At 71.4% G+C, this 13,943-nt stretch carries 14 protein-coding genes; 9 read left to right on the top strand and 5 right to left on the bottom strand.

Annotation, left to right across the window (positions count from 1 at the left end; translation table 11 throughout):
* Nucleotides 1-7: 7 nt before the first annotated feature.
* Complete coding sequence (locus LQ940_RS14075; RefSeq protein ID WP_231243997.1) at nt 8-1,105, top strand: glycosyltransferase; 1,098 nt, start codon at nt 8-10, stop codon at nt 1,103-1,105.
* Here LQ940_RS14075 and LQ940_RS14070 read toward each other — a convergent pair.
* The gene (locus LQ940_RS14070) at nt 1,071-2,450 is read right to left on the bottom strand and encodes a sugar transferase (protein WP_231243998.1); all 1,380 of its coding nucleotides are present in this window, start codon (nt 2,448-2,450) and stop codon (nt 1,071-1,073) included. The genes LQ940_RS14075 and LQ940_RS14070 overlap by 35 nt on opposite strands.
* 284 nt (nt 2,451-2,734) lie before the next feature.
* On the opposite strand from LQ940_RS14070, the gene LQ940_RS14065 reads away from it, so the two are divergent.
* The 3 genes from LQ940_RS14065 to LQ940_RS14060 all read left to right on the top strand — a co-directional run bounded on the left by LQ940_RS14065 (nt 2,735) and on the right by LQ940_RS14060 (nt 5,330).
* On the top strand, nt 2,735-3,637 hold the full coding sequence (locus LQ940_RS14065; protein WP_231243999.1) for an aminoglycoside phosphotransferase family protein: 903 nt from the start codon (nt 2,735-2,737) through the stop codon (nt 3,635-3,637).
* A gap of 50 nt (nt 3,638-3,687) precedes the next feature.
* Nucleotides 3,688-3,897 (top strand): transposase, encoded by a 210-nt coding sequence (locus LQ940_RS21880; protein WP_374229536.1) that lies wholly within the window; start codon nt 3,688-3,690, stop codon nt 3,895-3,897.
* A 194-nt stretch (nt 3,898-4,091) separates the two neighbouring features.
* Nucleotides 4,092-5,330: an IS256 family transposase gene (locus LQ940_RS14060; protein ID WP_231365031.1), complete on the top strand. Its 1,239-nt coding sequence runs from the start codon at nt 4,092-4,094 to the stop codon at nt 5,328-5,330.
* 739 nt (nt 5,331-6,069) lie between these two features.
* Here the strand turns inward: LQ940_RS14060 and LQ940_RS14055 are convergent.
* On the bottom strand, nt 6,070-6,498 hold the full coding sequence (locus tag LQ940_RS14055; RefSeq protein ID WP_231244871.1) for an Lrp/AsnC family transcriptional regulator: 429 nt from the start codon (nt 6,496-6,498) through the stop codon (nt 6,070-6,072).
* A gap of 244 nt (nt 6,499-6,742) precedes the next feature.
* On the opposite strand from LQ940_RS14055, the gene LQ940_RS14050 reads away from it, so the two are divergent.
* The 5 genes from LQ940_RS14050 (at nt 6,743) to LQ940_RS14030 (ending at nt 11,915) form a co-directional block, all read left to right on the top strand.
* Nucleotides 6,743-7,504, top strand: a complete 762-nt coding sequence (locus LQ940_RS14050) for an arginase family protein (RefSeq protein WP_231244872.1) — start codon at nt 6,743-6,745, stop codon at nt 7,502-7,504.
* Between the two features lie 117 nt (nt 7,505-7,621).
* Entirely contained in the window at nt 7,622-8,272 is a 651-nt protein-coding gene (locus tag LQ940_RS14045) for an MOSC domain-containing protein (RefSeq protein ID WP_231244873.1), read from the top strand.
* Between the two features lie 138 nt (nt 8,273-8,410).
* Entirely contained in the window at nt 8,411-10,231 is a 1,821-nt protein-coding gene (locus LQ940_RS14040; RefSeq protein ID WP_231244874.1) for an AMP-dependent synthetase/ligase, read from the top strand.
* A gap of 43 nt (nt 10,232-10,274) precedes the next feature.
* Nucleotides 10,275-11,486: a radical SAM family heme chaperone HemW gene (gene hemW / locus LQ940_RS14035; RefSeq protein ID WP_231244875.1), complete on the top strand. Its 1,212-nt coding sequence runs from the start codon at nt 10,275-10,277 to the stop codon at nt 11,484-11,486.
* Between the two features lie 9 nt (nt 11,487-11,495).
* Nucleotides 11,496-11,915, top strand: a complete 420-nt coding sequence (locus LQ940_RS14030) for a TM2 domain-containing protein (RefSeq protein WP_231244876.1) — start codon at nt 11,496-11,498, stop codon at nt 11,913-11,915.
* A gap of 42 nt (nt 11,916-11,957) precedes the next feature.
* Here the strand turns inward: LQ940_RS14030 and LQ940_RS14025 are convergent, their stop codons facing one another.
* The 3 genes from LQ940_RS14025 to LQ940_RS14015 are packed head-to-tail and all read right to left on the bottom strand — an operon-like array spanning nt 11,958 to nt 13,941.
* Nucleotides 11,958-12,806, bottom strand: a complete 849-nt coding sequence (locus tag LQ940_RS14025; protein WP_231244877.1) for a DUF3097 domain-containing protein — start codon at nt 12,804-12,806, stop codon at nt 11,958-11,960.
* 51 nt (nt 12,807-12,857) lie between these two features.
* A complete protein-coding gene (locus LQ940_RS14020; protein WP_231244878.1) occupies nt 12,858-13,070 on the bottom strand; it encodes a hypothetical protein in 213 nt (70 codons plus the stop codon).
* Between the two features lie 19 nt (nt 13,071-13,089).
* A complete protein-coding gene (locus tag LQ940_RS14015; RefSeq protein ID WP_231244879.1) occupies nt 13,090-13,941 on the bottom strand; it encodes an MBL fold metallo-hydrolase in 852 nt (283 codons plus the stop codon).
* Between the last annotated feature and the right edge of the window lie 2 nt (nt 13,942-13,943).

The following is a 13,943-nucleotide window of genomic DNA, read 5'->3' as shown; positions in this document are numbered from 1 at the left end:
CCTGCACGTGTCGGCGCCCACGACGGAGGGCGTGGCGCGGGTGCTCGTCGGCTACCTGCGCGAGCAGGTGGAGCGGGGCTGGGACGTCACCCTCGCCTGTCCGGGCACGGGCTGGCTGGGGGAGGAGGCGGCGGCGCTGGGCGTGCGGGTCGAGACCTGGTACGCCGCTCGCGCTCCGGGGCCGGGCCTGGCGCGCGAGGTCGCGACGCTGTCGCGGGTGGTGGCTCGCGACCGCCCGCACGCGGTGCACCTGCACAGCGCGAAGGCCGGGCTCGCCGGCCGGCTCACGGTCCGCGGGCGGCGCCCGACCCTCTTCCAGCCGCACGCCTGGTCCTTCCTGGCCGCCACCGGCGCCCTGCGGACGGCCTCGCTCCTGTGGGAGCGGCAGGCCGTCAGGTGGACGAGCGAGCTGGTCTGTGTGAGCGAGAGCGAGCGCCGGCTCGGCCTCGCGCACGGGGTGAGCGCGCCGACGACCGTGGTGCCCAACGGCGTCGACCTGGCCGGCCACCGCGCCGGCGGCACCCGGGCCCGAGCGGCCGCCCGGGCGGCCCTGCGCCTGCCCGACGCGCCGACCGTGGTGTGCGTGGGGCGCCTGGCGCCCCAGAAGGGCCAGGCGGACCTGCTAGCGGCCTGGTCCGCCGTCCGCGCCCGGGTCCCCGACGCGCGGCTGGTGCTGGTCGGCGACGGCCCGGACCGGCGCCGCCTCGAGGACTCGGTCCAGCCCGGCGACGGGGTGGACCTGGTGGGTGCCCGGGCCGACGTACCGCTCTGGCTGGCCGCCGCGGACGTGGTGGCGGTGCCCTCGCGCTGGGAGGGCATGGCCCTGGTCCCGTTGGAGGCGATGGCGAGCGCCCGCAGCGTCGTGGCCACCGACGTCACCGGCGTGGCCGACAGCGTCCCGTGCGCGGCCGGCGCCGTCGTCGCGACCGGGAGCCCGCTGGCGCTGGCCGACGCGGTGGTGACGCGGCTCCTGGACCCGGAGCGCGCGGACGCCGAGGGCCGCGCCGGCCGGGCCCACGTCGAGGCCCGCCACGACGCCGCCGCCTCCGCGCGGACCGTGGCCGAGGTGACTATGCGGCTCGCTGCCGCTCCTCCGGTGCGGTGAGGGCGATCATCCTCGGCGGCGACGACTGAGGCCGAATGACGGCGCGAACGGTGCGGACGATGATCTTGATGTCGCCCCACAGCGACCAGTTCTCGATGTAGTAGTTGTCGAAGCGGACCCGGTCGCTGATCGAGGTGTCGCCGCGCAGGTCGTTGACCTGGGCCCACCCGGTCATGCCGGTGGGCACCCGGTGCCGGTCCTCGTAGCGCTCCTGCGACCGGGAGAACTCACGCACGAAGTGGGGCCGCTCGGGCCGCGGGCCGACCAGGCTCATGTCACCGCGCCACACGTTGACCAGCTGCGGCAGCTCGTCCAGGCTGGTACGCCGGATGAACCGGCCCACGGGCCCGAGCCGCGCATCGTGGTCGATCGACCAGGTGGTGGCCGCCTCCTCGTGCGTCGCTGGGCGCAGGGAGCGGAACTTGAACAGCGTGAAGCTGCGCCCGCGCAGGCCGATCCGGGTCTGCCGGAAGATCACCCCGGGCCCGGTCTCGAGCCGGACGGCGAGGGCGAGGACGGCCATGGCGGGCGCCAGCAGCACCAGCGCCACGGAGGCGACGGTGAGGTCGAGCGCCCGCTTGAGGAGCAGGGTGTGGGCTCGGCGCCCGCTGCGCCGCAGCCGCATGACCGCGACGTCGCGGATCAGCTCTGTGCGGTGGTGGTCCACGCCCATCATCTCGAAGAAGCGCGGGACGACGAACACCTGGTGGTCGCTCTGCACGGCGTGGCGCACGGCATCGACCGTCTCCCCGTCGGGCGGCCCCGGGAAGGCGAAGACCACGTCGTTCACGCCGAGGTCGGCCATCGCGTGGCCGAGGGAGCCGACCCCGCCCAGGAGCGGGACCGGCAGGTCCCGCGCCCGCAGGTCGGGTCCGCAGTCGATCATGCCGACCGGGGTCAGGCCGTACTCGCGTCGCGACAAGAAGGCCTCGGCCAGGCGCTGTCCCACCACCCCGGCGCCCACGATGATCACCGGGTGGGCGGTACGCCCGCTGCGCCGGGCCACGTGCGTCACCGTGTAGACGACGCCTCGGAGCAGGACGAGGAAGCCGAACACGCAGCCGGCGAAGAGTGCCGTGGGCGCCCAGGCCGGTCGTCCTGCGAGCCCGCCGAGCGGCGTCACGGCCAGCAGGGTGACGGTCGCGACCAGACTGGCCAGTGCCAGCCGTGGCAGCTCCTCCAGCACCGACAGCACCAGCCGAGAGCGGTGCAGGTCACCGGCCCGGCTGACGACGGTGGCGGCGACCGCGGCGGCCACGACCGCCATCGGACTGACATGCTCGCGCGCGACCAGCGCGGCGAGCGCGACGGCCACGGGGTCGACGAGAGTGAGCAGTGGTCGCATGCTGCGTAACCACGGCAGTCGGTCGATCGTTCGTACAGGCACGGTGGAATCCCCCCCAGGACTCAAGCCGCAGACCCCCGACGGGCCGCGGGCATGGGCCCCGGCCCCCCGATCCGCATCAGGAGCTTGCGTGACTCGAACGGACTACAGCACGTAGTCAATTCGGACTAGTACCCAGTCAACGCGGCATCCCGCGCGTTGTCACATCGGGCGACGCGCTGCGTCCACATCGCGGACGGGTGTCCGCCCTCGCCCCTGGCCGGCCGGATGGCACGATCGGGAGCATGGTGACGGTGGAGGTGCCCGCGGCCCTGGCCGCGCGGGCCCGGCTGAGCCCGTCGTGGGCCGGCTTTGTCGAGGCGCTGCCGCGTCTGGTCGGCGACCTCCTCGACGAGTGGTCACTGTCACCCGACGGGGAGCCCGCTCACGGTCGGTGCGCGCTCGTGCTGCCGGTGCGGACGTTCGCGGGAGCGCCGGCCGTGCTCAAGGTGGGCTGGCCCCACGAGGAGGCCGAGCACGAGGCGCTGGTGCTCCAGCACTGGCACGGGGAGGGGGCGGTCCGCCTGCTGCGGGCCGACCCCCGCCGCTTCGCGCTGCTGCTGGAGCGGTTGCACCCCAGCGACCTCACCGACGTCTGGGACGTCGAGGCCTGCGAGGTGGTCGGGGGCCTCTACCGACGGCTCCACATCCCCGCGCCGCCGCAGCTGCGCACCCTCACGTCGTACGTCGGTCGCTGGACCGAGCGCCTCGCCACCCTGCCCCGCGACGCTCCGGTGCCGCACCGGCTGGTGGGGCAGGCGGTGTCGCTCGGTCGCGCCTTCGTCGCGGACCCCGCCAGCGACGGCACCGTGATCCACGGGGACCTGCACTACGGCAACGTGCTCGCCGCCGACCGCGAGCCGTGGCTGGTGATCGACCCCAAGCCGGTGAGCGGCGACCCGCACTACGAGGTGGCGCCCCTGCTGTGGAACCGCTTCGACGAGCTCGCAGGCGGGGTCCGCGAGGGAGTGCGGCGCCGCTTCCACGCCACGGTCGACGCCGCGGAGCTCGACGAGGATCGCGCCCGCGACTGGGTCGTCGTACGGACGCTGCACCAGGTGCTGTGGGCGTTGGAGGAGCGACCCGAGGCCCCTGACCGCGCCTGGCTGACCGCCTGCGTGGCCATCGCCAAGGCCGTGCAGGACTAACTGGGTGTGTCCCTATTGGCTTGGCGGGCTGCACAGGCACCGTGCGGCGCATGCCGTACCCCAGTGACCTGACCGATGAGCAGTGGGACCTGCTTGAGCATGTCTTCAACGCGCCGGGTAAGCGGGGCCGCAGGCACGCCGATGACCTGCGGAGCGTGCTGGACGCGATGCTGTCCATCGCTCAGACCGGTTGCCAGTGGCGCTACCTACCGGAGTCGTTCGGACCCTGGACCCGTGTCTGGTCCCAGCTCCGCCGATAGTCACGCAACGGCACCCGGGCGCAGGCCCTGACGGTGCTGCACGCCGCCGCGCGCCGACATGACGGAAGGGCGGAAGGAGAGTCCCGGGGAGTGGTGGGGTTTGAGGGCTGGCGGCGAGGCGTGAAGACGTAGACGGCCATCGGCGGGATCTTCGGTGTGTATCGACCAAGAGACACATTGAAGGAGAGCCACCGATGGCCTTGCCACAGTCTGCCCTGTCCGAACTCCTCGAGGCGTTCCGTGCCGGTGATGGCGCCGATCTGGTCCGCGACTCGGTCCGGGTCGCGCTTCAGGAGTTGATTGAGCTCGAAGCCGCCGAACGGATCGGTGCCGCACCGTATGAGCGCACCGATGGCCGCGTCACTGAGCGCAACGGCCACCGGCCGCGGATGCTGACCACCAAGGCCGGCGACGTCGAGCTGCGGATCCCGAAGCTGCGCAAGGGGTCGTTCTTCCCGATCATCCTCGAGCCCCGCCGCCGCATCGACCAAGCGTTGTACGCGGTGGTGATGGAGGCCTACGTCCACGGCATCAGCACCCGCAGCGTCGACGACCTGGTCGAAGCGATGGGCGGGGCCGGGATCAGCAAGTCCGAGGTCTCGCGGATCTGCGCCGGCCTGGACGAGACCGTCGGCGCGTTCCGCACCCGGACTCTGGATCACGTCGAGTTCCCCTACATCTACCTGGATGCGACCTACCTCCACGTCCGCAACGCCCCGGGCAAGGGCGGCCAGGTCGTGTCGATGGCCGTCATCGTCGCCACTGGCGTCACCGCGACCGGCGAGCGAGAGATCCTCGGCCTGGACGTCGGTGACAGCGAGGACGAGATCTTCTGGCGCAGCTTCCTGCTCAGCCTCAAGCAACGCGGCCTGGCCGGGGTGCGGCTGGTGATCAGGGACCAGCACTCCGGCCTGGTCAAGGCGTTGAAGCGGGCCTTCCAGGGTGTCGCGCACCAGAGGTGTCGGGTCCACTTCGCCCGCAACCTGCTCGCGCACGTGCCCAAGGGCCAGGCCGAGCTGGTGGCGACTGCGTTCCGGATGATCTTTGCCCAACCCACCGCCGAGGACGTCCACGCGGCGTGGGACAAGACCCGCGACGAGCTCGCCGCCCGGTTTCCCAAGCTCGGGCCCCTGATGGACGACGCGAAGGCCGAGGTGCTCGCGTTCACTGCGTTCCCGCGCGAGCACTGGCGCAAGATCTGGTCCACCAACCCCCTCGAGCGGGTCAACAAGGAGATCAAGCGCCGCTCCCGGGTCGTGGGCATCTTCCCCAACGCCGCCGCGGTCATCCGCCTTGTCGGGGCGGTGCTGATCGACATGCACGACGAGTGGATCGCCGGCGACCGCCGCTACCTGTCCGAGGGGTCTATGGCCAAGCTCTACGACACCAGCGATACTGACTCCGTCGCCGCCATCGAGAGCAGCGACGTGTAGGCACTGAGGATCACCTCAAAGCCCACCACCCCGCGGGGCTCTGTCAGGGCGGAGCAGACGCCCTCGATGGTCGTCATCGACACCCACCTAGCCCGCGGTGCCTCGAACGGCGGGTTCACGTTCCACGACCGAGGCGGCCCCTATGGCCGCACCAAGGGAGCCAAGCGTGTCGTGGCCGTCGACATCACCGACCTTCCGGCGGCCGCGCTAGTGGTTCCCGCCTCGCCCACGAGAACCGGGCCAGCGACCTGTGTTGGAGCACCTGACCCAGCAGGGCGTCGCCGGCCGGCTCGAGCTCGTCTTGGTGGACCGCGGGGTCACTGCGGCCGCCGCGCGGGACCTCGGTCGGCAGCACGATCTCGAGGTCCGCCGGGTCGGGTGGGACGACAGCCGGTCTTCCGCCCCATTCGGCACGCCTGGCGCGTTGAGGTTGCCCACGGGCGCCTGGGGCGCTCCCGCCGGTTGGCGAAGTCGTTCGAGAATACGACTACCTCGGCGACATGCTGGCTCCAGGTGGCCTGCATCGCCACGACACTGCGCCAGCTCTCCCGAGAACGAGCACGCCGGCTGCCAGTTGACCTCGCTGCCAGTTGACCTCGCTGCCTGAGCGCTCATGAGGACCGCACTCATCGCGGCAGATCCGGACGTTAGAGACTCGTTGGGCGTGCCCGAGACTCTGTATTCGGTGACCGGAGGGCAGCAGGACGCCAGCCATGCCGCGCTCCTCCGGCTGTGCCCTTTAAGCCGTTGTGAGGGAGTTGAAGAGCAGGCTGGTCTGGGTGTCTCGGACGCCGGGGAGGGTGCGGATGCGTTCGAGAACGAGGTCGAACTCGGAGAGGCTGCGGCAGCGGAGTTGCACTACGAGGTCCCACGCGCCGGTAGTCGAGTGGAGCCGCTCGACCTCTGGGTAGCCACGGATCTCACGGATCACGTTCTGTCCCTCGTTGGGCGCGGTGACGACTGTGGTGACGCCTCGGACGGCGTCTCGGTCCACGTCGTTGCTTAGGCGCAGCGTGAAGCCCTCGATGACGCCGGAGTCGACGAGCCGGTCGATGCGATGTGTGACGGTGGAGCGGTTGACGCCCAGTTCCCGCGACAGGACTGCCACCGGCGTCCGGCTGTTCGCACGCAAACGCGCGATCAGGCGGTGGTCCAAGTCATCAAGCACGCAATCAGCTTACTCCGCCACGACAGACTGCGGTGACGCCGAGCACAATGTGGACAGGCTGGCGGTTGCGGTCCCACATCGCCCACTTCTAGCGTCGACGGTGCCAGCAAGACACAAAGCTCGCAAAGGAGTCCTCACCGTCATGCCGCCCCGCGCCAAGTCCTCAGCAACTACCCCCACTAGCCAGCCACAGGTCGCAGTCACCCACTTCGCCGGACGCGCAGGAGACCACAACGACCTCGCCATGGTCGGGTCCCGCGAACTCGCCAACGCCTTCTCGAACCGCCTTGGGTTGGAAGCAACGGTCGTGGGCGAGCCTGAACGTGCGCTGTCGGTCGGTTGGCAGGAAGAGCTCGCAGCCGCCACACCCACGCTCAAGGCAATGGCCACCACACTGGACCAAGCGTTCCAAGCCGGACTCACCCCCATCACAGCCTCCAGCCGCTGCGCGGTCGCGCTCGCCACGCTGCCCGTCGTGGCCAAGCACCGCCCCGACGCCGTCGTGGTCTGGTTCGACGCGCACGCCGACCTCAACACCCCGGACAACACCACAACCGGCTACCTCGGTGGACTCGCCTACAGCGGCCCGCTCGGGTACTGGGACTCCGGACTTGGAAGCGGCCTCAACGCCGACAACGCGGTGCTGGTCGGAGCGCGCGACCTTGACCCCGCCGAACAGGCTCTCATCGACGCCGGAACTGTGCCCCTGGTCAAGGTCGGACCCTCCATGGCCGAGGACCTACGCCGCATCGTCGCCGGGCGACCCGTCTACGTACACATCGACTGCGACGTCCTCGACGCCGGAACCGTTCCCACCGACTACCTCGTCGCAGACGGCATGACCCTTGCTGACCTCCGCGCCACCGCTGAGGTGCTGGCTGAATCCGAAGTAGTCGGGCTCGAAGTCGGCGAACTGGAGAGCGCTACCGACAGCCACACCCCGCCCACCTACGTCACCTCACTCATCTACGCACTCGACCCGCTTCTGCCCACCCGGCACGTCTGACCAACAACCGCTCATCGGCGGATCCGGTCACTGATATCGCCAATAGGGACACACCCAGTAAGAGCGTTCACCCGCCCGAGCGGTGGCGAGCAGTCTCGTGGAGGGGACAATGGGGGCATGGCTCTGCTCCGCTCCCTGAACGTCGGTCGGCCCCGGGAGGCCGCCTGGGCGGGGATCGGGCGGACCTCGATCGACAAGCAGCCCGTCGCCGGCCCGGTCGAGATCGGCCGCTACGGCCCGGCCGGGGACCAGGTCTCGGACACGCGGCACCACGGCGGACTGGAGAAGGCGGTCTACGCGTTCGCCCGCGAGGACCTCGACCTGTGGGCCGCCGAGCTCGGCCAGGAGATCCGCGACGGGCAGTTCGGGGAGAACCTCACCACGGTGGGCATCGACGTCAACGATGCTCAGATCGGCGAGCGCTGGCGCGTCGGCGAGGCGGTCCTCGAGGTCACCACGGTCCGCAACCCCTGCAACGACTTCAAGACGTGGATGGGCCGCTCGGGCTATGACAACACTGCCTGGGTCCGGCGCTTCGCGGCCGTCGGCCGCCCCGGGCCCTACCTGCGCGTCGTGGTGCCCGGCGTCGCGCAGGCCGGCGACCCGGTCACCGTCGTCCACGAGCCCGCGCACGGGGTGACGGTCTCGACCATGTTCCGCGCGCTCTACACCGACGCGACGCTGCTGCCGGAGCTGCTGCGGGTCGACGGGCTGGTGGACCACGCTCGGCGCAAGGCCGACGCCTACGTCGCCCATACGAGAGGGTGATCCGGAGCAGTAGCCGCGACCACGCAGGCCCGAGACCGACAGATTCCAGCGACGCGGCCGAGACCCGCTACCAGTCGGTAGTGAAAGTGATCTAGGTTACTCCGAAACCTACCCGTCTCGGCTTCACCCAGGAGTGGCATGCCCGTCAACCACGACACGACCTTCGTCGACAACCTTCCTCAGAACGTGGCGGTGCAGTTCCTCGACCGAGTATCCGCCAGCCCCGACGCCGAGGCCTTCCGCTACCCCGTGGGCGAGGAGTGGAAGTCGGTCACCTGGAAGGAGTCCGGCGAGCTCGTACGCCGGCTCGCGGCCGGGCTGCTCTCGCTGGGCCTCGAGCCGGAGCAGCGCGTCGGCATCGCGGCCAACACCCGCTACGAGTGGATCCTGGCCGACCTGGCGGTGATGTGTGCCGCCGGCGCGACGACCACCGTCTACCCGACCACCAACGACGAGGACACCGCCTACATCCTCGGCGACGCCGAGTGCCGCGTGGTCTTCGCGGAGGACGACGAGCAGCTGGCCAAGCTGACGGCGCACAAGAACGAGCTGCCCCACCTCGGCAAGGTCGTGACCTTCGACGGCACGGCCGACGGCGACTGGGTCATCACGATGGACGCGCTCGCCCAACTGGGCGACGCCTACCTCGCCGAGCACCCCGACGCGATTGAGACGACCGCCAAGAGCATCGCCCCCGGCCAGCTCGCGACCCTCATCTACACCTCCGGCACGACCGGCCGGCCCAAGGGGGTGCGGCTCAAGCACGAGTCGTGGGTCTACGAGGGGTGCGCGATCAAGGTCCAGCACATCCTCGACGAGTCCGACCTGCAGTTCCTGTGGCTGCCGATGGCGCACTCGTTCGGCAAGGTGCTGCTGTCGGCCCAGCTCGCGTGCGGGTTCGCCTCGGCCATCGACGGCCGCGTGGACAAGATCGTCGAGAACTGCGGCATCGTGAAGCCGACGTTCATGGGGGCGGCCCCGCGCATCTTCGAGAAGGCCTACAGCCGGATCCAGACGATGCAGGCGGCCGAGGGCGGCATCAAGGAGAAGATCTTCCACAAGGCGTTCGAGGCCGGGCTCAAGCGCGACCGGCTCGTGCGCGAGGGCAAGTCCGTCCCGCCGGTGCTCCGGCTCCAGCACGGGCTGTTCGACAAGGTCGTCTTCAGCAAGGTGCGCGAGCGGTTCGGAGGCCGCGTGCGGTTCTTCATCTCCGGCTCCGCAGCCCTCAACCAGGAGATCGCCGAGTGGTTCAACGCCGCCGGCATCGTCATCCTCGAGGGCTACGGCATGACCGAGAACTCCGCCGGCGCGACGGTCAACCACCCCGACGACAACAAGATCGGCACCGTCGGTCGCGCGCTGCCCGGCAGCGAGGTGCGCATCGGCGAGGGCGACGAGGTGCTGCTCCGCGGCCCGCACGTCATGGACGGCTACCACAACCTGCCGCAGGAGACCGCGGGCACGCTCACCGAGGACGGCTGGCTCCGCACCGGCGACAAGGGCAGCCTCGACGAGGACGGCTTCCTCACGATCACCGGCCGGATCAAGGACCTCTTCAAGACCTCCGGAGGCAAGTACATCGCCCCGTCGGCCATCGAGTCGAAGTTCAAGGCGATCTGCCCCTACGTCAGCCAGTTCATGGTCTTCGGCAACGACCGCAACTACGTCGTCGCCCTGGTCACCCTCGACCCCGACGCCATGGAGGGCTGGGCCGCCGAGAACGGCCTGGCCGGCAAGCCGTACTCGGAGGTCGTGTCCTCGGAGAAGGCGCACGAGATGGTGGCCGGCTACGTGGAGGAGCTCAACAGCCGCCTCAACCGCTGGGAGACCGTCAAGAAGTGGGAGATCCTCGACCACGACCTGAGCATCGAGTCCGGCGAGCTGACCCCGTCGCTGAAGGTCAAGCGCAACGTGGTCGAAGACCACAACTCCGAGCGCATCGCATCGTTCTACAGCTGATCCGGCCGGCACCGGGTCACCGCCCGGGTGGGAAGATGGCCCGGTGCCGTCCGCCCTTCCTCCCGGTGACCCGGTGCCGCCGGACGGCGCCCTGCCGCAGGAGGCGCTGAGCGGCCTGGGCGAGCATCCGTTCGGCTTCTACGTGCACGTGCCGTTCTGCCGGGTCCGATGCGGCTACTGCGACTTCAACACCTACACCGCCGACGAGCTGGGGCCCGGCGCCTCCCGGGCGACGTACGCCACCTCGGCGGTGGCGGAGGTACGGCAGGCCCGCCGCATCCTCGGCGCCGCGGACGCGCCGGTCGACACCGTCTTCGTGGGCGGCGGCACCCCGACGCTGCTCCGCCCCGCTGACCTCGGCGCGGTGCTGGACGCGATCGACGAGGAGTTCGGCCTGGCGCCCGGCGCCGAGGTGACCACCGAGGCCAACCCCGACAGCGTCACCGCGGAGTCGCTGGCCGAGCTGCGCGAGCGCGGCTTCACCCGGATCTCGTTCGGCATGCAGTCGGCCGTGCCCCACGTCCTGGCCGTCCTCGACCGCACCCACGACCCGGCGCGGGTGCCGGACGTCGTGGCGTGGGCGCGCGCCGCCGGCTTCGAGCAGGTCAGCCTGGACCTCATCTACGGCACGCCGGGGGAGTCGCTGGCCGACTGGCGGCGCAGCCTCGACGAGGCGCTGGCGTGCGAGCCCGACCACGTGTCGGCGTACTCGCTCATCGTCGAGGACGGCACGGCCCTGGCCCGCCGGGTGCGCCGCGGCGAGCTGCCGATGCCCGACGAGGACGACCTCGCCGACAAGTACGACCTGGCCGACGACCGGCTGACCGCGGCGGGGCTCGGCTGGTACGAGGTGTCCAACTGGGCCCGCGACGACGCCGCGCGCTGCCGGCACAACCTCGGCTACTGGACCGACGGTGAGTGGTGGGGCGTCGGTCCGGGCGCCCACTCGCACGTCGGCGGCGTGCGCTGGTGGAACGTCAAGCACCCCGTGGCGTACGCCGACCGGCTGGCCTCGGGGCTGAGCCCGGCGCACGCGCGCGAGGTGCTCGACGACGAGAGCAGGCGCGTGGAGCGGGTCCTGCTCGAGCTGCGGCTGCGCGACGGCCTGGACCCCGGCGTGCTGGACGGGCCGGGGCGGGTGGCCGTGCCGCGCCTGGTGGCCGACGGGCTGCTCGAGCCCGGCGTCGGCCGGCTCGTGCTCACCCGGCGCGGCCGGTTGCTGGCGGACGCCGTCGTCCGCGACCTGCTGCCCTAGGGTGGCCGCATGACTCAGGGCCCCGCGAACCCGTACGACCCCTACGACCCGAACCGGCCGCAGGGCCGTGGCCCTGAGGGCACGCCGCCGCCTCCGCCGTACGGGCAGCCGCAGCAGCCGCCCTACGGACAGCAGCCGCCGTACCCCGGCTATCCCATGGCCCCGATGGGGGTGCCGGGGGCGCCGTACGGCGTGCACCCGGGCACCGGGATCCCCTACTCCGACAAGCAGAAGCTCGTCGCCGGACTCCTGCAGATCCTGGTGCCGTTCGGCGTCGGCCGCTTCTACATCGGCGACAACGGCGTCGGAATCGCCCAGCTCGTGGTCTCGATCATCACGTGCGGCATCGGCTGCCTGTGGCCGGTCATCGACGGCATCCTGATGCTCGTCCAGGACAGCAAGGACGCCAACGGGCTGATGCTGCGCTGAGGCCCCGTCCCTTCGCCGCCGGTCAGCTCCGCCTTCGCGGGCTCAGTCGGAGCTGGCGACGAAGTCGATGAGCTCCTCGACGCGGCCGAGGAGGGCGGGCTCCAGGTCGTCGTAGGAGTGCACCCGCGACAGGATGTGCTTCCAGGCGCGGGCGATGTCGGCCTGCTCGGCGGCCGGCCAGCCGAAGTGGCGGCACACGCCCTTCTTCCACTCGACGTCGCGCGGGATCACCGGCCAGGCGGCCACGCCGATGCGGTCGGGCTTGACGGCCTGCCACACGTCGACGAAGGGGTGGCCCACCACCAGGACGTGCCGGCCGACGGGGGAGGCGGCGACCTCCGCGGCGATCCGGCTCTCCTTGGAGCCGGGGACCAGGTGGTCGACGAGCACGCCCACGCGGCGCTCGGGGCCCGGTCCGAAGGCGCGCAGGTGCGAGACCAGGTCGTCGACGCCCTCAAGGTACTCGACGACCACGCCCTCCAGGCGCAGGTCGTCGCCCCAGACCTTCTCGACGAGCTCGGCGTCGTGGCGGCCCTCGACGAAGATCCGGCTGGCGCGCGCCACCCGGGCCTTGGCGCCGTGGACCGCGATGGAGCCGGAGGCGGTGCGGGTGGGGGCCGCCGGGGCGCTGAGGCGTACGGGGGCCGTGAGGATCACCGGCTTGCCCTCCAGCAGGAAGCCGGGGCCGAGCGGGAAGGTACGCCGCCGGCCGCGCCGGTCCTCCAGGGTGAGGGTGTGCAGGTCCCGGTCGACCGCCACGATCTCGCCGACCCAGTCGGTGGTGACCTCCTCGACCACCGTGCCGAGGTCGGCGGGTGCCTCGACAGCGCGCCCGCGCTTCGGCTTGCGCCAGTCGCCGGACAGGACGTCGGTGCCGTATCGGTCGCTCACCCTCCGACGCTAGAGGGGATGGCCCGCCCGCGGCTGGGTGCCGCGCCGGTGTCAGTCGTCCTGTGACGTGTCCGACTGCGAGGAGCCGGTCTCGTCGAGCTGCTCGGCGTCCTTGCCGCCGTCGAGCAGGTCGTCGACGGTCTCGTTGTCGCCGAGGCCCTCGGCGAGCGGGTTGTCCTCGCCGGGCTGCAGGTCCTCGGGGAGCTTGTCGTCGGAGACGCCGGGCTGGGGCCCGTCGTCGGGTTCGTTCTCGGAGTGGCTCATGCTCCGAACGTAACCCGCGTCACGCGAGCGGCAAACGCCGTTCGCCCCGGGTCAGCTGGGCATATCCCCGGCGTACGGCGAGCGTGAGCGCGGCGCGGGGGAAGGGCCACTCCTCGGCCGCCTCCAGTGCGTCCTCGGCACGGACTCCGCGCCCGGCCAGGTCGCGGATGCTCTGGGCGACCAGGCCGACCTGGTTGCGCTGGACCTCCAGGAACTCCCGGTCCACCACGGCGCCGTGGCCGGGCACGACCACGCTCGCCGAGGTGGTCAGGCCGAGCAGGATGTCGAGGGTCCAGGGCCACTCGAGCGGGTAGCAGTCGTCGCCGTACGCGGGCGGGGCCGACTCCTCGACGAGGTCGCCGGCGAGGAGGACGTCGCAGTCCGGCACCCGCACCACCAGGTCGCCCGCGGTGTGGCCGCGGCCGGGATGGACGAGCTCGACCACCCGGTCGCCGAGGTCGAGCACCACCGCGGAGGAGAAGGTGTGGTCGGCCGGCACGATCTCGGTGGCCAGGACCTCGTCGCGATGCGGGTCGTCGAGGTCCTCACGGTAGCGGTCCTGGGCGCGCTCGCCGGCCAGGATGGTCCGCTCCGCGGCTGTCTCGTGGGCGTGGATCGGGACGGCGCCGTACGCGCGGCGGACCTCGTGGTTTCCGAAGGTGTGGTCGAAGTGCTCGTGGGTGTTGATCACCCCCGTGACCTCGCCCACCCCGAGCGCCCGGACGTCGTCGACGACGCCCGCGGCGGCCCGGGTCGACGCGTGGGTGTCGACGAGCAGCAGGCCCCCCGAGCCGCGTACGAGCGTGACGTTGACGTCGAACCAGTCGTAGCGGGCGACCCAGACGCGGTCGGCTACCTCGAGAAAGGGCACGC

The organism is Nocardioides sp. cx-173 (assembly GCF_021117365.1).
In the GTDB taxonomy this organism is placed as follows: Bacteria; Actinomycetota; Actinomycetes; order Propionibacteriales; family Nocardioidaceae; genus Nocardioides.
This window is presented reverse-complemented; position numbering and strand designations above follow the sequence as displayed.